Raw genomic sequence first — 15,561 nt, 5'->3', positions numbered from 1 at the left:
TGTCGGTGTAGTGACCACCCCCCGCGTCCGACGGTATCAGGGCCGACCCTAGCACCGCAGCTTGCTTAGGTCGTCCGTTCGCGAGCTTCTACCGACCAAGAATTTTTCTATGACGTGCCAAGACCGTTTGGGCACCCTCCTACTTTCGCTTCCCAACCGCCCCACGCCTTGGCACACTCGCTCCCGCTCCGATCGCGCCGTTTGCGATCAACCCACGCCACACGGAATGCGGCGGAGCAAGGACGCTGCCGGCAGCTCGCCGGTTGCACACATGGATAAGCACAAGGAGATGGCTGTGTCGCAGAATCTTGTTTCCCTCGAAATCACCGAAACCCAGCTGGCCACCGCGATGGCGGCGGTGTTGCAGATCGAGTCCGCGTTGCCGGGCCTGATCTCGCTGGAGCCGGGCGAGCACCTGGCGTACATGGGCCCGAAGAGCGAGGCGTTCGGTCGCGGCACCATCCGCGTGCTGGCGCAGAACCCGCACATCGTGCCGCCGAGCCTGGACGTGGCGGGCGCGCAGGCCGACCTGGCCGCCTACGACCAGCTGCTGCCGATCCGCGACGCGCTCGCGCGCCTGCAGTCGCGCCTGGACGACACCATCGCCGCGCTCGGCAGCGACGTGCTGGCGACCGCGTTGGAAGGCTACGGCCAGCTCAAGCTGTCCGGCGCCGCGCACGGCCTGGACGAGCTGCGCAAGGAGCTGGGCTCGCGTTTCGCCCGTTCGCGGCGCACCGCGGCGGCTCCGGCGCCGGCCGAGTCGGCCTGACCGGCTGACCGGTGCGACCCGCCTCTGGCGGGCCGCCGAGCAGGAAGCCGCCTCCGGGCGGCTTTTTGTTGGCTGCGACTCCGGCGGCGGCGGGCCGTCGGTGGCCATGGAGCGGCGGCGCGCCACCATAAATCGGTGGCGAGCCACCATAAATCGGCGGCGTACGGCCTCGAAACGGCGGCGCGCGACCATAAATCGGCGGCGCGCGACCATAAATCGGCGGAGCGCCACCAAAAAGCGGCGGCACGCCACCGCAAACCGCCGGCGTGTGACGTCGCGGCGGCGGTGCGTCACCGAAAACCAGCGGCGCTCGACCTCGCCGCGGCGGTGCGCCATTGAAAACCGGCGGCCTACGACCTCGCCACGGCGGCGCACGACCCGGAAACGGCGACGCCAGGCCGCCATCCGGTGCTCGTGGATCGGTAGGGCGGGTTTTCAACCCGCCAGCGCCATGCTCGGTCCGCGATGAGCCACGCCGGCAGTCGCGGCGATGTCCCGCGGGCGGCGGGTTGAAACCCGCCCTACGGACTCCGCGCCACTAGCTCGCCGTGAACAGGTCCGGGAATTGCCGCGGCTGCGAGCGCAGGTACTGCACCGGGGCCTTGACCGAGGCGCCCAGGTGCGCGGCGGCGTGCCAGGGCCAGCGCGGGTCGTAGAGCATGGCCCGCGCCAGCGCGACCAGGTCGGCGTCGCCGGTGCCGATGATGGCCTCGGCATGATCGTAGTCGGTGATCAGCCCGACCGCGACCACCGGCATGGCGACCGCGGCCTTCAGTGCGCGGGCCAGTGGCACTTGGTAGCCGGGCCCGACCGGGATGGCCTGCGCGGGGTGCAGCCCGCCGCTGGAGACATGGATCGCGCTGCAACCGCGTTGCTCGAGGGCCTGCGCGAAGGCCAGCGTCTGCTCGATGGTCCAGCCGCCCTCGACCCAGTCGGTGCCCGACACCCGCAGGGTCACGGGCCGGTCGGACGGGAACGCGTCGCGCACCGCGTCGAACACCTCCAGCGGAAACCGCATGCGGTTCTCGAGGCTGCCGCCGAAGTCGTCATCGCGCCGGTTGGAAAGCGGCGACAGGAACTGGTGCAGCAGGTAGCCGTGGGCCGCGTGCAGCTGCACGGCGTCGATCCCCAGTCGCGCGGCGCGACGAGCCGCCGCGACGAAAGCCTCGCGCACGGCCGCCATCGCCGCCCGGTCGAGCGCCTGCGGGGCGCGGTCATGCGCGCCGAACGGCACCGCGGACGGCGCGACGGTCTGCCAGCCATGGGGATGATCGGGCGGGAGCTGCGCGCCGCCTCGCCAAGGCACCTCGGTGGAGGCCTTGCGCCCGGCGTGTGCCAGCTGGATCGCGATCGGCATGTCCGAGCAGGCGCGGATGCGCGACAGCGTCGTGGCCATCGCCGCCTCGGTGCGGTCGTCCCACAGTCCCACGTCGGCGTACGAGATCCGCCCTTCGGGCAGCACGGCGGTGGCTTCGATCGTCAGCAACGCCGCCCCCGACAGTGCCAACTGCCCCAGGTGGATGACGTGCCAGTCGGTCATGCAGCCGTCGATGGCCGAGTACTGGCACATCGGCGCGATCACGATCCGGTTGGCGAGCTGGAGCGAGCCCACCGTCAACGGCTCGAATAGTCTGGGCGCAGGCATGGGACGTTCGCCTTCTGTTGGGTGGGGCCGCTGCGCGGTCAGGGGCCGATCGAAGTGCCGGGATCAGGTGTATTTCCCCGGCACGGGCAAATGAACCTGACCCCTTTTGGGGGGTGGCGCAAGACCCCGGAACGACGGCGCTAGGCCGCCATCCAGTACTCGTAGTACGGCCGCTCGCGATCGTCGAGGATCGCGTGCAGCGCCGCGAGGTTCGACGGGTCCGGGTTCAACCCGGCGTCGAGGTGCTCGGGCTTGATCGGGATGATGCAGCGGTCGTGGCCCGCGGCGGCGACCTCGGCGGGCGGCTCGTCGGTGATCGCGGCAAACGACAGCAGCTCCGGTTCGCCGGGCGCTTCCCAGCGCGACCACAGGCACGCGACCAGCATGTCCTGCACCGGCTGCGGGCGGAACTCGAGGATCACGTTCTCGGCGCTCTCGCCTTCCGCCAGTTCGCGGTGCTCCATGTCGTGGCGCGCGACGTTCTCGGAGAACGCGTTGCGCACCACGATCCCGTGCGTGGAGCCGAACAGGCCCTTCCAGGACCATGCGCAACGCACGGCTTGGCGCCTGGAGCGCTGGTCCAACGCGCGTGGGGCATAACCGCAGGCATGGCGCCGCATGGGAGTTCGAGGCGCCTGCCGCAGCGTCTTACCGGTTTTTCACCACCCTGAAAAATTGCCAAACGCCCGCGTGCGTCGCAAAAAGCCGGCCCTTGAAGCCGGCCGCGGATGACCTATCTGCCTACCCGGACGGTGCAAACGCCCGTACCCCAACCGATAGGGAGACTTTTGCCATGAACAAGATGGTTCGTTATCCGCAGTGGACCGGCGCGGGGCTGCAGCAGGACCCGGTGCGCCAGATCTTCGATCGCCTGTTCGAAGGCAACCTGTTCCAGAACGGGTCGGCCGACGAGTCGTCCGTGGTCACCAGCCAGTGGATCCCGCTGGTCGACATCAAGGAAGAGCCCAGCCGCTTCGTGCTGTATGCCGACATCCCCGGCGTCGACCCGCAGGACATCGAGGTGCAGATGGACAAGGGCCTGCTGACCATCAAGGGCGAGCGGCGCGGCGAGGCGCAGGACGCCGAACGCTTCTCGCGCGTCGAGCGGCACCACGGCAGCTTCCACCGGCGCTTCGCGCTGCCCGACAGCGCCGACCCGGACGGCATCACCGCGTCCGGCCGCAACGGCGTGCTGGAGATCACCATCCCCAAGCGGCCGGAAACCACCCCGCGTCGCATCCAGGTGGGATCGGTGCTCGGTTCGTAACCGAGCAAGCGGCTGCCCGGCCCCGGCCGGGCAGCCGATTCCACGGGTTGGCGGCAAGCGGGGGCGACGAGATGGACAGGAAGACCGAGGAGTTGCTGTGCGAGTTGCAGGCGCAGCTGTATGCGCAACGCATCGCGCTGCGCGCGCTGGCACGCACGCATCCCAACCCGGCGGGGCTGCTGTCGAGCTGGCGGGAGGCGCTGCTGGAAGCGAGCACCCGCGACCCGGTGGCACCGCCGCCCACGCGCCATAGCGAGTACATCGCCGAGCAGGTGCAGGCATACGCCGAACTTTGGACCGCGGAGCTGGTGGACCTGGCGATCGCGGACCCGAAGGCGCCGCCCGTCCCCGACCTGCGCTGAGAGCTCCCGCAGGCTTGCCGCCGCGGATCCGCGCGCGGTGAGGTCACGCCGGTGGCCGCGGCCGCTGCGCCCGATCGCTGGCGGGTTGAAACCCGCCCTACAGTCGTGTGCCGCCGATGACGGCACAACCCGGGATTGGCACGTTGCGCCCGCGCGGGCTCTTCGGGCATCAAGAAGCGGGCAAGGTCGGCGCGCTACCATCGCCGCATGCCGCACAAGCCTGTCGATCCGGCCAGCCTGCCGCCGTGGAAGCGCAAGCCCCCGCCGGGCAAGTCGCGGCCGCTGAGCGCGCAACAGGTGGAGGCGGCGCGCACGCGCGCGGCGCAGGCGGGCCGTCGCTATCCGAACCTGGTCGACAACATGTGGGCGGCGCGCCACGTGCCGCGGGGCATGGTGGACCCGGGGTCGGGGCGCGAGCCACGCTAGGCCACGGTCAGCGACGCGCTTTTAGCGGTGATCGCCACGATGGCGCCGGGCAGCGCCGGGCCGTGGCCGCCGCGCCGCTACTGCGGGTCGGCGGCCTCCAGCACGTCGCCCAACGCCGGCGACCACACGCGCCAGCTGTGCCCGCCGGGCCGCACCAGCACCTGCTCGGGGCGCAGGGCCGGGGTCAGCAGCGGCATCGCCTTGCGCAGCTTGTCGTGGTCGCCGTAAGCCAGCCACACCCGGCGCGCGCGCGCCGGGTCGCGGGACAGGCCCTGCACGTGGCGCCAGAGTTCGTGTTGCCAGGTGTCGCGCGTGACCGCCTGCGCGGGGCCGGCATCCCAGCCGGCAACGCCACCGGCGCCGGCGACTTCCTGCAGGATCGCGCGTTCGCCCAGGAACGGCGCCAGCAGCACCAGGCCGTCGAGCTGGCCCGGGTAGGCCTGGTCGTACATCAGCGTGCCCATGCCGCCCATCGAGGCCCCGCTGAGCCAGATCTCGCGGTAGCCGCGCTGGCGCGCCGGCGCGATCACCTGCTCGTGCAGGCGCCGGCTCGCCGTGCCGTCCAGGTAGTACGGCAAGGTCAGCTCGGCGAGCACCACGTCGGTGTCGGGCCAGCTGCGCTGGATCGCTTCCACCACGCCGCTGCGCTGCAGCGCGCGCAGGTCGTCGGCGCGCCCGGGCAGCACCACCATCAGCCGTTGCGGTGGCTGCGGCGCCGAAATGAGGCTGGTCGGAATCGGCTGGGAAGGATCGCCGCCGGCCGCGCAGCCGGCGAGCAGCGCGACCCAGACCAGCATCAGCCACTGCAACAAACGCCAGGGTGGCCGCGCGGCCGTGATGGCTCGGGCGTTCTGGTTGGCACGCGTGATGGCCATGATCCGCTCCGCAACAAGGGGGTCTTGCGTGCGGACGGTAACGCATCGGCCCGCACCCGCAGGCCATCGGCGAGCGCCGGGACGCGCGGCGGTCGCGATGGCTGAACGACCCTGAACAACACGGGGGCGCGCGCGTCTCATCGGTTGAGACGCGCGCATGGGCGAATGGCCGCCCCCCGTTCGGCCGACCGCGATGCAGCTGCTGGACAAACTCGCGGTGCTGGCCGATGCCGCCAAGTACGACGCGTCGTGCGCGTCCAGTGGCGCCGGCAAGCGCGATTCGCTGGGCAAGGGCGGCGGCGTCGGCAGCACCGGCGGCATGGGCATCTGCCACTCGTACACGCCCGACGGGCGCTGCGTGTCGCTGCTGAAGATCCTGCTGACCAACTTCTGCATCTACGACTGCGTGTACTGCGTCAACCGGGTGTCGAGCAACGTGCGCCGCGCGCGCTTCGCCACCGACGAGGTGGTGCGGCTGACGCTGGACTTCTACAAGCGCAACTACATCGAGGGCCTGTTCCTTTCCAGCGGCATCATCCGCAGCGGCGACTACACGATGGAGCAGCTGGTCGAGGTCGCGCGCAGCCTGCGCGAGGACCACCAGTTCCGCGGCTACATCCACCTCAAGACCATTCCCGAGGCGTCGCCGGAGCTGCTGGCCGCCGCCGGCCGCTACGCCGACCGGCTCAGCATCAACGTCGAGCTGCCGACCGACGCCGGCCTGCAAGCGCTGGCGCCGCAGAAAAGCGCGGCCGGCATCCGCGATGCGATGGGCGAACTGCGCTGGCGCATCGACGAGTCCAAGCAGGACCGCAAGACCGCACGCAAGCGCAAGGGCCGCGCGCCGCCGGCGTTCGCGCAGGCCGGGCAGAGCACGCAGATGATCGTCGGCGCCGACGGCGCCGACGACCGCGCGGTGCTCGACAGCTCCGTCGCGCTGTACGACGGCTACCGCATGCGCCGCGTCTACTACTCGGCGTTCAGTCCGATCCCGGACGCGTCGGCGGCGCTGCCGCTGAAGGCGCCGCCCTTGCTGCGCGAGCACCGGCTCTACCAGGCCGACTGGCTGCTGCGCTTCTACGAGTTCGGCGTCGACGAGATCGCGCCGCGCGGCGCCGACGGCAGCGCGACGATGCTCGACCTGGAGATCGACCCGAAGCTCGCGTGGGCGCTGCGCCACCCGGAGTTCTTCCCGGTCGACCTCAACCGCGCGCCGCGCGAGCACCTGCTGCGCGTGCCCGGCCTGGGCACGCGCAACGTCAAGCGCGTGCTCGCGTCGCGCCGGCACGCGGCGCTGCGCCTGGGCGACCTGGCGCGGCTGCGGGCGCCGCTGGCCAAGCTGCTGCCGTTCGTGCAGCTGCTCGACCACCACCCGCGCGACGCGCTCGACCGCCCCGACGCGCTGCGCGCGCGGCTGGCGCCGCCGCCGCGCCAGGCCGACCTGTTCGGTTGACCGTGGCCGGCGACCTGCACCTGGCCACGGTCGATCCGCCGTGGGACCTGGAGGCCTGGCGGACTCAGGCGCGCGCGGCGTTGCGCGCGGGCATCGAGCCGGCACGGCTGTCGTGGACGGACGCATCCGACGCGGGCCTGTTCGGCGGCGCGCCGGTGACCGCGCTGCCGCCACTGCGCGATGCGCCGGCGGTGCCGCGCGAGTTCCTGGCGTTGGCCGCGCGTGTGCTCGCCCACCGCGATCCGCAGCGCCACGGCCTGCTGTACCGCCTGCTGTGGCGGATGGCCCACGGTGAGCCGCGGCTGCTGTCGCACGGCCTGGACGCGGACGTGCACCGCGCCGGCGGACTCGACAAGCCGGTGCGCCGCGACCTGCACAAGATGAAGGCGTTCGTGCGCTTCCGCGAGGTCCTCGGCGCGGCGGACGAGTTCGTCGCCTGGTTCGAGCCCGAGCACCACATCCTCGACCTGGTGGCGCCGTTCTTCGCGCGCCGCTTCGCCAGCATGCGCTGGGCGATCCTGACCCCGTACCGCAGCGCGCGCTGGGACGGCGGTGCGCTCGCGTTCGGTGGCGGCGCACGACCGGACGAGGCGCCGCCGATCGATGCGCGCGAGGCGTTATGGCGCGTCTACTACGCCAACATCTTCAACCCCGCACGCCTGAACCCGCGGATGATGCGCCAGGAAATGCCGCAGAAATACTGGAAGCACCTGCCCGAAACCCACACCCTGCCGACCCTGCTGCGCGAGGCCGGCGCCCGTGTCCGCGACATGGCCGCGCGCGACGCGGAGGCGCCGCGCAAGCCGGTGATGGTCGCGCGCGCACGCGCCGGGCGGAAACCGCAGTAAGCCTGCGCGCCGGGCGCGCGCGGAAAAAAACGCGTGCGCCTTACTCGCCGGTCGGCGCCGCTTCGCCGGACTGCTCGCGTTCCTTCAGCACTTCCGCCGCTTCCCTGTCGGCACGCACGCGGTGGTGCAGCGACTTGCAGCGCTCGATCCCGGCATCGGTCAGCTTGAGTTCGCCATCGTCGCCGGCCTCGACCAGGCCTGCATCGGCCAGACGCGCCTGCAAGGCCTTGGTTTGCACCGCTTTTGACGCGTGGTCGATTTCCACCAGGACCTCCAGCAGCGCCAACTCTTCCAGACTGATCGGATCCACGGCGGCCACGGCATAAGGAGGGGGCGACAGTATGAACCTGTCGCAGCGCGTTCATACCAGCGCCGGCGCTGCCGGGTCGCGCCCTGGCCCCGGCGCGGGTTGTCCGATGGCGCGATCAGCGGACGTTCCCCACAGCAAGCGCACGGGAATCCGAGACCCGTGCGCGCCCGGGCGAATCCCGGGACTCTGCACCAGGCTGTGGTGCAGGGGCCTTGCATCCGCTGGACACGCGGCGCCGGCCACAGGAGGTCGAAAGTGAAATCCCTTGCGCGCATGTGGGTGCTGGTGTTGATCGCCGTCGTGGCGGCCGGCTGCGCGAGCGGGCCGGCGGTGATCGCCGACTACGATCGCAGCGCGAACTTCAGCGCCTATCGCAGCTACGCGTTCCTCGAAAAAGTCGGCAGCGACCCCGCCGGCTACGAATCGCTGGCCACCCAGGCCGTGAAAGCGGCGGTGCGCCGCGAGATGGACGCGCGCGGCTACGCCTATGCCGCGGCCGATCCGGACCTGCAGGTCAACTTCAGTACCCAGCTGGCGCAGAAGACCCGCATCAGCCAGATGCCGGGGCCGATGTTCCATCCGTGGGGCCCCTACGGTGGCTACGGCCGTTACGGCGGCTGGGGCGGCTGGGGTCCGTGGGGCGGCTACGGCCGCCACGGCGGTTGGGGTGGCTGGGGTGGGTATGGCGGCTGGGGCTACGACGGCTGGGGCTACGACACCTACGTCGACCAGTACCTCGAAGGCACGCTCAGGATCGACATCGTCGACGCCCGCCGCCAGCAGGTGGTGTGGGAGGGCATGGCCGTCGAACGCGTCCCCACCCGGCAGCGGCAGAATCGCCAGGCCCAGGCCAGCGCGACGGTCGCGGCGATTTTTGCGAGCTATCCGTTCCGCGCCGGCCAATAGGCCGCGGTTGAGCGCGTGCGGCGCGTGCACCGCACCGCGTTGGCCGGAATCGCGGCGTCATCGCGATCCGGTCCGGATTCATTGATGCCGGAAACGCGTCAAGTTCATTTCCGCGGTCCGGGATGAAGGAACCTCGTTCCCCAGTCCCGGTTCACACGAAGCCGCCTACGGCGATGCGGTTCGCCGGGTGCGAGGCCCGCGTTCCGCTCAGCGCAACACGTGCCTGCTCGCCATGGCACGCGAATACCACAACAACAGCCCGAGCAGCGCCGCGATCACCCCGTTCGTGGCCATCATCTGCCCGCCCATGATGGCGCCGCCATCGGTCAGCACATAGGTGTAGAGCAGGCTGACTAGGAACGCCGCCAGCGAGGTGGCGAAGACCGGATAGGCCAGCTGGTTGCGCAACAGCAACAGTACCGACGCCAGCATCGCGCCCCACACGCCGACCGCCCACACCGCGGTCATCCACGTCGGCATCGCCTCATAGTGGGCGATCTGTGCCGGCTTCATGCCCGCGCTGGCGAGGTAACTGCTGCCCTGGGTCATGTACATCACGAAATCGAATGCCCCGATGGCGTTGAACAGCACCGCGATCACGCCGACCAGCCACAGGTGCCAAGGCGCTTTCCCTGTCATGTCCTTCACTGTCATGTCGCTCATCGTGCTCTCCCAGGATCTGCGTTTGGATGGACTAGGACACCGGTGGCCAATGCCGGGCAACGGTGGGTGGTGGAGACCTCGGTCAAGTCAGCCCTCGCCGTGAAGTGGATCGCAGCGGCGAGGCTGCGCGACTCAGCGCGCCGCCGGCAGCAGTTTCGCGTTGCGCAGCAACAGCGCCGACACCAGCGCAACGATCGCCCCGACCGGGAAAATCTCGAGAAAGGTGATTGGAATTCGGAACAGCGGATTGCCGTACTGCACCCGCATCGCTTCCAGTTTCGTGGCCTCGGCGGCCAGCGCGGCGGCCGTCATTCCTTCCGCTTGGCGGGCCCTCAGGATCCCGGCGATGTACTGGTCCATGAACGCGTAGTCGGTCATCGCCAGGTAGATTTCCCAGACCGCGACATAGGCCAGTCCGGCGACCGACGCGATCCCCAGCCCCACCGCGAATGCGGGCCGGAACCGGATCACGCCGCCCAGATCGACATCCCGATAGCGCTTCACGCCGACAAATATGAAGGTCAACGCCACCAGCATGACCAGGTAGCCGAACCACTTGGAGCTGAAAATGCTCTGCTGGCCACCCAGCACGATGCCGATGAGCATCGTGGCGATTACCACCAGGCCCGACAGCAAGCCGTAGACGAAGGCGTATCTCATTGCGGTGATTCCGTTGTGGGCGCGCCGCCCGGCAGGGGGACGGCCGGGCTCAGCCCTGGGACAGGGTCAGGACGTTGCCGTCCGGATCGGCGAAAAAGGCGACCTTGGTTCGAGCATCCGGTGAGGTCCAGATGCCCGCTTCGTCCTGGCCCATGCCTTCGTGGAAGGTAAACACGATGCCACGTTGGCGCAGTACGTCGGCAGCAGACGCCAGGTCGTCAACATTCCAGCCGAGCACGGGATGGGGCTGCGCCTTGTACTCCGGTCCCATGACCGTCATGCGCAGCAGGGCCGCGCCGAAGTCGATGAAATCGCCGAACGCGTCCGAACTGCGCAGTCGCAGTCCAAGCGTGTCGCAGTAGAAGCTAAGCGCCCGCTCCCGGTCGCTCACATACACGAAGGCCACCGCGACGCCGGGCTGCGGGAAATTCATGGCACGTCTCCGATCGCTTCAGGAATGGGCGATCTCACGATGCGGATCCTCCAGAAGGCGCCCGCCGGACGCCATCCCCCGAAGGGGTGATTCCCGCCATGCCACCCTCCGGGGCTACGGGATAAGCCCCAGCTGGCGGGCCTTGTCGATCGCGTGAATGCGACGCTGCACCTGCAGTTTTTCGTAGACCCGGGCGACATGCGTCTTGACGGTATTGGGCGAGATGCCCAACTGCTTCGCCAGTTCCTTGGTCGACTGCCCGGATGCGAGCAGCTCCAGGATCTCGCACTCACGCTCGGTCAGACCCAGTGAGCGGATCGCCGCCTGGTTGCGCACGAACGCCGGCGGCGCCGATCGGGGGGTCAGGCGTTGACCGGCCCACAACCCCAAGCCCGCGAAACCGACCGCCAGCAACACAATGTAGATCTCGGTCGAAAACGCGCGCGTGACATAGCGATACTCCAACCACTCGAGGGCCGCGACCGAAATCGCCAGCGCCAGCGCGTACAGGAGGACGGTTTTCGCCATGTCCGGAGACTGACAGAAACGATTTGCGCCTGCCAACATGGACACGGGGCGGTGCGAGCACTTTCGCCGTGAGGTCCCCGATCCGCCTGACGAACAGCGCATGGCGGAAGTCAACGCAGGCATCGAGCGCTACTGCAGGGGAACCGACAAACAACTGGCCGCGCTTCGAAGCAAGTACGCGACCAGGCCAGACGTCTTGTCCCGACTGGACCGCTACGACGCGACCATCGAGGCGGACTGAACGAGTCATCGAAAGACGGGAATGGAATGCGCAGCAACCTCCAGGCACCACTACACCCACGCAACCGCCACCAGGGTCGATACGACTTCGCGCGATTGACCGCAGCGTGCCCGGAGCTGGCGGGCTTCGTCATCGGAAGTCCGGTCGGCGACGCGACGATCGACTTCGGCGATCCCGCCGCCGTGCGCGCATTGAACCGCGCGCTGCTCAAGGTGCAGTACGGCGTCGCGCACTGGGAACTCCCGGACGGCTACCTGTGTCCGCCGATCCCCGGCCGCGCCGACTACGTGCACGGCTTGGCGGACCTGCTGGCCGAAGGCAATGGCGGTGTCGTCCCGCGCGGCAACGCGATCCGGGTGCTGGACATCGGGGTCGGCGCCAACTGCATCTATCCGCTGGTCGGACACGGCGACTATGGATGGCGCTTCGTGGGTTCCGAGGTCGATGCGACGGCATTGCAGGCGGCCCACGCGATCGTGCAGGCGAACCCCGGATTGGGCGAGGTGATCGAGTTGCGCCACCAATCCAATCGCGGACGCATCTTCGCGGGCGTGGTGCACGGCGACGAACGCTTCGACCTGACGCTGTGCAATCCGCCGTTCCATGCCAGCGCCGACGAAGCGGCGCGCGGCAGCCGGCGCAAGTCGCAGAACCTGGGCAGGCAGCAGGCGCCGCTGAACTTCGGTGGCCAGGCCGGCGAACTGTGGTGCACCGGCGGCGAGGCATCGTTCGTGCGACGGATGATCCGCGAGAGCGCCGGCATCGGGGCGCAGGTGCGGTGGTTCAGCAGCCTGGTGGCGAAGTCGGAACACCTTGCCGACCTGCGCAAACAACTTGCGAAAGCCGGCGCGAGCGACGTGCGCGAAGTGCCGATGGCGCAGGGCAACAAGCGCAGCCGCTTCGTGGCGTGGACCTTTCTGGACCCTGCGCAACGCGCGGCATGGTGCCTGGAGCGCTGGCCTCGCGTGTAACCGCGGCGGTTCACGCAGGGCGGGTTTTCAACCCGCCATCGCCATGCCGCCGAGTCCGACACGGCGGGTTAGAAGCCCGCCCTACGCCCGGGCGCCGTCGCCGCCGAGGAGTGCGGGATGCGCGATGCGCCCGCGGGAAGGTCCCGGCACCTCACGCCCGGCGTAGCATCGGGCCACCTTTGCGCGGAATACGGCATGCCCGGTGATCGCTCCACCCTGGTGATTGCCGGCGCCGGCGATGTCGGCGGGCGGCTTGCGCGGCTGCGCGCGGCGCGCGGCGACGAGGTGCTGGCGCTGCGCCGGCGGCCGACCGAGTCCGACAGCGCCGTGCGTGCGGTCTGCGCCGACCTGGTGTCCGGCGTTGGGCTGCGGTTGCTGCCCCGCCGCGCCGACGCGCTGGTGTTCTGCGCCGCGCCGGATCGCCGCGACGAGGCCGCCTACCGCGCGTTGTTCGTCGACGGCCTGCGCCGCATGCTCGACCACGTGCAGGCACCGCGCGTGCTGCTGGTGTCCTCGACCGCGGTCTACGGCGAGGACGCGGGCGAGTGGGTCGACGAGGACACGCCCGAGCAACCGCCGGCCTTCAACGGCCGCGTGCTGCGCGCAGCCGAGGGCGAGCTGGCGCGCGAGCGTGGCGCCGTGGTGCTGCGCCTGACCGGCCTGTACGGACCGGGTCGCGACGCGCTGCTGCGTCGCGCCCGTGCGGGCACACCGGGCCGGCCACACTGGACCAATCGGGTTCACGTCGATGACGCGGCGGCGGCGCTGTCGCACCTGCTCGACCTGCCGCAGCCCGATCCGTTGTACCTCGGCAGCGATGCGCTACCGGCATTGGAGTCGGATGTGTTTGCCTGGGTGCGCGCCCACGAAGGCCTGGCGCCGGTTGTCGCCGCGCAACTGCCGGAAAGCGGACGCCGCGTCAGCAGCGCGCGCCTGCGCGCGAGTGGATGGACGCCGCGCTATCCGGATTACCGCAGTGGCTATGCGGGGCTGCTGGCGCCGCCGGGACAGTAGCGACGGCGCGGCTCCAGCGATAAAGGCGCGAGCAGGAAGAGCGGAAGTCGCCAGTCCGAACCGGCCCGTGGCGGCATCACGTTCGCGAGCAGCCGTCCTCCCGCGGCTCAGATGCGCGCCATTGCCGCCCGCAGGCTTGGTGGGCAAGCCGACTGCGCGTTCGGGTCAATGCCTGCCGCGCTTCTTCCCCTTGCCGAACCAGCGATGCCGCAGCTTCTGCCAGCGTGAGCTGCGCGGAGGTTCGTGGCGACGCGTCGTCGCGACGGGCGGCGCGCCCAACGCGCGCGCGCCGATGGCCTGGGCGGTGAACGCGGACCACATCTGCGCGGGCAGTCCGCCGCCGGTCACGCCGCGCATCGGCGTGTTGTCGTCGTTGCCCAGCCAGACCCCGACCGCGATGTCACCGGCCAGGCCGATGAACATCGCATCGCGGTTTTCCTGGGTGGTGCCGGTCTTGCCGAACACCGGCACCGACAGTCGCGCGGCCTTGCCGGTGCCGTGGTCGACGGCCGACCACAGCAGGTCCAGCAAAGCGGCGCGTTCGGCGGGCTCCAGCGCCGGCGCAGCGGACTCTCTCGGCTGGTCGTCATCGCCGATGTCCATCAGCCCGCGCGGCTGCACGACCCCTGTCTGCGAGCCCAGGCTGGCGTAGGCGGCGGTCATCTCCAGCAGGTTGGTCTCCGACACGCCCAGGGCGATCGTGGACTCGTTGGCGAGTTCGCTGCGGATGCCGAGGTCGCGCGCGGCGCGCACCACCGCGCGCGGGCCCACCTGTTCGGTCAGGCGGACCGCGGCGACGTTGCTGGACTGCGCGAACGCGTCGCGCAACGCGACCGGGCCGGCGTAGCGGTTGGCGTAATTCTGCGGCGTCCAGTCGCCGAGGGTGATCGGCGCGTCGTCGACCAGCGAATCGGCGGTCATGCCGTCGCGCAGCGCCGCGAGGTACACGAACAGCTTGAACGTCGAGCCCGGCTGGCGCTGCGCCTGGGTGACGCGGTTGAACGCGCTCTTGGCGTAATCGCCGCCGCCGACCATCGCCAGCACCTCGCCATTGCTGCGCATCGCCACCAGCGCGGCCTGGCCGACGCCATCGCGTGCGCCGCGACGCAGGCCGTCGCGCACGACCTGTTCGGCCAGCGCCTGCAGGCGCGGATCGAGCGTGGTCGGCACGTGCACCTCGCCGTAGTCGGCAGCAAAGGCGTTCTTGGCCTGCGGCGACACCCAGTCGGCGAAGTAGCTGCCGACCGGCAGGTCGGCCCGACCGCTGCGCAGGCGCGCCGGACGCGCGCGGTCGGCCTGCTCCTGGGTGATCGCGCCGGCCTCGACCATCGCGCGCAGCACCACCTGCGCGCGCGCGCGGGCGCCGCGCAGGTTGTCGGTCGGCGCCAGCGTCGACGGCGCCTTGATCATGCCGGCCAGCATCGCGGCCTGGCCGAGGTCGAGCTTCTCGGGCGTGGTGTCGAAGTAGTGCCGCGCCGCCGCGCGCAGGCCGTAGGTGCCGTCGCCGAAGTAGACGCTGCTCAGATAGCGCGACAGGATTTCGTTCTTGTCCAGGCGCAGTTCCAGCCACGTCGCGATCAGCGCTTCCTGCGCCTTGCGCCGGAACGTCCGCTCCGACGACAGGAACGAGGTCTTGGCCAGCTGCTGGGTGATCGTGCTGCCGCCTTGCTCGACCTTGCCGGCGGTCGCGTTGTGGCGGGCCGCGCGCGCGACGCCGCGCAGGTCGATGCCGGCGTGGGAATAGAAGCGCCGATCCTCGATCGCCAGCACCGCGTCGCGCACGTGGCGCGGCAGGATGCGGACGTCGACCGGGGTTTCCTTGTAAGCACCGCGCCGCGCGAACGACTCGCCGCTGCGGTCGAGCAGGATCAAGGTCGGTTCGGGCAGCGGCTGCAGCGCCTGCGATATCGGCAATGCCCAGCTGAGCCAGGCGAACGCCAGCAGCGCGAGCACGGCAGCGATGCCCGCGGCGCGCCACGGCCGGTCGCGGATGCGCCCGGCGAGACGACGCAACGGCGACGCGGCGTTGTGGGCAGTGTCGATGGGGGCTGCGGGGAAGGTCGCGGTTTCGCTCATCGGCGAAGTGTCCGCTGGACGGCTTCATCGGCTGCGTGACGGCAGCCGCGGCGCCGGCGGCGCGGTCGTCGCCATTCGGCGCATTACGCCTTCGGCCAATGCGCCCCGCGAGGT

Annotated in this window: 19 protein-coding genes and 1 pseudogene; 11 read left to right on the top strand and 9 right to left on the bottom strand. The window is 70.3% G+C overall.

The window, feature by feature from the left end:
* Positions 1-271: 271 nt before the first annotated feature.
* Both ACFQZQ_RS13255 and ACFQZQ_RS13250 read left to right on the top strand, forming a co-directional pair.
* Complete coding sequence (locus tag ACFQZQ_RS13255; RefSeq protein ID WP_386813362.1) at positions 272-769, top strand: hypothetical protein; 498 nt, start codon at positions 272-274, stop codon at positions 767-769.
* A 135-nt stretch (positions 770-904) separates the two neighbouring features.
* Complete coding sequence (locus ACFQZQ_RS13250; RefSeq protein ID WP_386813360.1) at positions 905-1,108, top strand: hypothetical protein; 204 nt, start codon at positions 905-907, stop codon at positions 1,106-1,108.
* A 199-nt stretch (positions 1,109-1,307) separates the two neighbouring features.
* Here the strand turns inward: ACFQZQ_RS13250 and ACFQZQ_RS13245 are convergent, their stop codons facing one another.
* Complete coding sequence (locus tag ACFQZQ_RS13245) at positions 1,308-2,414, bottom strand: NADH:flavin oxidoreductase/NADH oxidase (protein WP_386813359.1); 1,107 nt, start codon at positions 2,412-2,414, stop codon at positions 1,308-1,310.
* Between the two features lie 140 nt (positions 2,415-2,554).
* A complete protein-coding gene (locus ACFQZQ_RS13240; RefSeq protein ID WP_386813357.1) occupies positions 2,555-2,971 on the bottom strand; it encodes a hypothetical protein in 417 nt (138 codons plus the stop codon).
* A gap of 245 nt (positions 2,972-3,216) precedes the next feature.
* On the opposite strand from ACFQZQ_RS13240, the gene ACFQZQ_RS13235 reads away from it, so the two are divergent.
* The 3 genes from ACFQZQ_RS13235 to ACFQZQ_RS13225 all read left to right on the top strand — a co-directional run bounded on the left by ACFQZQ_RS13235 (position 3,217) and on the right by ACFQZQ_RS13225 (position 4,469).
* Positions 3,217-3,681, top strand: a complete 465-nt coding sequence (locus ACFQZQ_RS13235; RefSeq protein WP_386813486.1) for an Hsp20/alpha crystallin family protein — start codon at positions 3,217-3,219, stop codon at positions 3,679-3,681.
* A 71-nt stretch (positions 3,682-3,752) separates the two neighbouring features.
* Complete coding sequence (locus ACFQZQ_RS13230) at positions 3,753-4,043, top strand: hypothetical protein (RefSeq protein WP_386813356.1); 291 nt, start codon at positions 3,753-3,755, stop codon at positions 4,041-4,043.
* Between the two features lie 207 nt (positions 4,044-4,250).
* A complete protein-coding gene (locus tag ACFQZQ_RS13225) occupies positions 4,251-4,469 on the top strand; it encodes a hypothetical protein (protein WP_386813355.1) in 219 nt (72 codons plus the stop codon).
* Positions 4,470-4,546: 77 nt separating this feature from the next.
* On the opposite strand, the gene ACFQZQ_RS13220 is transcribed toward ACFQZQ_RS13225, so the two are convergent.
* Positions 4,547-5,344, bottom strand: coding sequence for an alpha/beta hydrolase-fold protein (locus ACFQZQ_RS13220; protein ID WP_386813354.1), 798 nt, complete (start codon positions 5,342-5,344; stop codon positions 4,547-4,549).
* Between the two features lie 193 nt (positions 5,345-5,537).
* Between ACFQZQ_RS13220 and ACFQZQ_RS13215 the strand changes: the two genes are divergently transcribed.
* Both ACFQZQ_RS13215 and ACFQZQ_RS13210 read left to right on the top strand, forming a co-directional pair.
* A complete protein-coding gene (locus ACFQZQ_RS13215) occupies positions 5,538-6,797 on the top strand; it encodes a putative DNA modification/repair radical SAM protein (RefSeq protein WP_386813352.1) in 1,260 nt (419 codons plus the stop codon).
* A 14-nt stretch (positions 6,798-6,811) separates the two neighbouring features.
* Positions 6,812-7,621: pseudogene (locus tag ACFQZQ_RS13210) on the top strand (TIGR03915 family putative DNA repair protein); the annotation flags it as partial.
* 64 nt (positions 7,622-7,685) lie between these two features.
* On the opposite strand, the gene ACFQZQ_RS13205 reads toward ACFQZQ_RS13210, so the two are convergent.
* The gene (locus ACFQZQ_RS13205; protein ID WP_386813350.1) at positions 7,686-7,955 is read right to left on the bottom strand and encodes a hypothetical protein; all 270 of its coding nucleotides are present in this window, start codon (positions 7,953-7,955) and stop codon (positions 7,686-7,688) included.
* Between the two features lie 255 nt (positions 7,956-8,210).
* Here ACFQZQ_RS13205 and ACFQZQ_RS13200 point away from each other — a divergent pair, with 255 nt between their 5' ends.
* Positions 8,211-8,861, top strand: coding sequence for a DUF4136 domain-containing protein (locus tag ACFQZQ_RS13200; RefSeq protein WP_386813349.1), 651 nt, complete (start codon positions 8,211-8,213; stop codon positions 8,859-8,861).
* A gap of 207 nt (positions 8,862-9,068) precedes the next feature.
* On the opposite strand, the gene ACFQZQ_RS13195 is transcribed toward ACFQZQ_RS13200, so the two are convergent.
* The 4 genes from ACFQZQ_RS13195 to ACFQZQ_RS13180 all read right to left on the bottom strand — a co-directional run bounded on the left by ACFQZQ_RS13195 (position 9,069) and on the right by ACFQZQ_RS13180 (position 11,145).
* The gene (locus ACFQZQ_RS13195; RefSeq protein WP_386813348.1) at positions 9,069-9,524 is read right to left on the bottom strand and encodes a hypothetical protein; all 456 of its coding nucleotides are present in this window, start codon (positions 9,522-9,524) and stop codon (positions 9,069-9,071) included.
* A gap of 132 nt (positions 9,525-9,656) precedes the next feature.
* The gene (locus tag ACFQZQ_RS13190) at positions 9,657-10,184 is read right to left on the bottom strand and encodes a DUF4199 domain-containing protein (RefSeq protein ID WP_386813347.1); all 528 of its coding nucleotides are present in this window, start codon (positions 10,182-10,184) and stop codon (positions 9,657-9,659) included.
* Positions 10,185-10,233: 49 nt separating this feature from the next.
* On the bottom strand, positions 10,234-10,617 hold the full coding sequence (locus tag ACFQZQ_RS13185; RefSeq protein WP_386813346.1) for a VOC family protein: 384 nt from the start codon (positions 10,615-10,617) through the stop codon (positions 10,234-10,236).
* A 114-nt stretch (positions 10,618-10,731) separates the two neighbouring features.
* A complete protein-coding gene (locus ACFQZQ_RS13180; protein ID WP_386813345.1) occupies positions 10,732-11,145 on the bottom strand; it encodes a helix-turn-helix transcriptional regulator in 414 nt (137 codons plus the stop codon).
* A 100-nt stretch (positions 11,146-11,245) separates the two neighbouring features.
* On the opposite strand from ACFQZQ_RS13180, the gene ACFQZQ_RS13175 reads away from it, so the two are divergent.
* The 3 genes from ACFQZQ_RS13175 (at position 11,246) to ACFQZQ_RS13165 (ending at position 13,371) form a co-directional block, all read left to right on the top strand.
* Positions 11,246-11,386 carry a hypothetical protein gene (locus tag ACFQZQ_RS13175; RefSeq protein ID WP_386813344.1) on the top strand — a complete coding sequence of 47 codons (141 nt, stop codon included), beginning with the start codon at positions 11,246-11,248 and terminating at the stop codon, positions 11,384-11,386.
* Positions 11,387-11,412: 26 nt separating this feature from the next.
* On the top strand, positions 11,413-12,357 hold the full coding sequence (gene rlmF / locus ACFQZQ_RS13170; RefSeq protein ID WP_386813343.1) for a 23S rRNA (adenine(1618)-N(6))-methyltransferase RlmF: 945 nt from the start codon (positions 11,413-11,415) through the stop codon (positions 12,355-12,357).
* 195 nt (positions 12,358-12,552) lie between these two features.
* Positions 12,553-13,371 (top strand): NAD-dependent epimerase/dehydratase family protein, encoded by an 819-nt coding sequence (locus tag ACFQZQ_RS13165; protein ID WP_386813341.1) that lies wholly within the window; start codon positions 12,553-12,555, stop codon positions 13,369-13,371.
* A 165-nt stretch (positions 13,372-13,536) separates the two neighbouring features.
* On the opposite strand, the gene ACFQZQ_RS13160 is transcribed toward ACFQZQ_RS13165, so the two are convergent.
* Complete coding sequence (locus ACFQZQ_RS13160) at positions 13,537-15,447, bottom strand: transglycosylase domain-containing protein (RefSeq protein ID WP_386813339.1); 1,911 nt, start codon at positions 15,445-15,447, stop codon at positions 13,537-13,539.
* Positions 15,448-15,561 lie beyond the last annotated feature (114 nt).

The sequence above is a fragment of the Lysobacter koreensis genome (assembly GCF_042677045.1).
GTDB lineage: Bacteria > Pseudomonadota > Gammaproteobacteria > Xanthomonadales > Xanthomonadaceae > Lysobacter_K > Lysobacter_K koreensis.
Note: the sequence above shows the minus strand (reverse complement) of the source record. Positions and strands in the feature narration are given on the sequence as shown.

Excerpts from the sequence above, each read along its gene's own strand:
- ACFQZQ_RS13180 (WP_386813345.1), bottom strand. The coding sequence starts at position 11,145 with ATGGCGAAAACCGTCCTCCTGTACGCGCTGGCGCTGGCGATTTCGGTC.
- ACFQZQ_RS13165 (WP_386813341.1), top strand. The coding sequence starts at position 12,553 with ATGCCCGGTGATCGCTCCACCCTGGTGATTGCCGGCGCCGGCGATGTC.
- ACFQZQ_RS13190 (WP_386813347.1), bottom strand. The coding sequence starts at position 10,184 with ATGAGATACGCCTTCGTCTACGGCTTGCTGTCGGGCCTGGTGGTAATC.
- ACFQZQ_RS13195 (WP_386813348.1), bottom strand. The coding sequence starts at position 9,524 with ATGAGCGACATGACAGTGAAGGACATGACAGGGAAAGCGCCTTGGCAC.
- rlmF (WP_386813343.1), top strand. The coding sequence starts at position 11,413 with ATGCGCAGCAACCTCCAGGCACCACTACACCCACGCAACCGCCACCAG.
- ACFQZQ_RS13255 (WP_386813362.1), top strand. The coding sequence starts at position 272 with ATGGATAAGCACAAGGAGATGGCTGTGTCGCAGAATCTTGTTTCCCTC.
- ACFQZQ_RS13245 (WP_386813359.1), bottom strand. The coding sequence starts at position 2,414 with ATGCCTGCGCCCAGACTATTCGAGCCGTTGACGGTGGGCTCGCTCCAG.
- ACFQZQ_RS13225 (WP_386813355.1), top strand. The coding sequence starts at position 4,251 with ATGCCGCACAAGCCTGTCGATCCGGCCAGCCTGCCGCCGTGGAAGCGC.
- ACFQZQ_RS13215 (WP_386813352.1), top strand. The coding sequence starts at position 5,538 with ATGCAGCTGCTGGACAAACTCGCGGTGCTGGCCGATGCCGCCAAGTAC.
- ACFQZQ_RS13235 (WP_386813486.1), top strand. The coding sequence starts at position 3,217 with ATGGTTCGTTATCCGCAGTGGACCGGCGCGGGGCTGCAGCAGGACCCG.
- ACFQZQ_RS13175 (WP_386813344.1), top strand. The coding sequence starts at position 11,246 with ATGGCGGAAGTCAACGCAGGCATCGAGCGCTACTGCAGGGGAACCGAC.
- ACFQZQ_RS13230 (WP_386813356.1), top strand. The coding sequence starts at position 3,753 with ATGGACAGGAAGACCGAGGAGTTGCTGTGCGAGTTGCAGGCGCAGCTG.
- ACFQZQ_RS13160 (WP_386813339.1), bottom strand. The coding sequence starts at position 15,447 with ATGAGCGAAACCGCGACCTTCCCCGCAGCCCCCATCGACACTGCCCAC.
- ACFQZQ_RS13185 (WP_386813346.1), bottom strand. The coding sequence starts at position 10,617 with ATGAATTTCCCGCAGCCCGGCGTCGCGGTGGCCTTCGTGTATGTGAGC.
- ACFQZQ_RS13220 (WP_386813354.1), bottom strand. The coding sequence starts at position 5,344 with ATGGCCATCACGCGTGCCAACCAGAACGCCCGAGCCATCACGGCCGCG.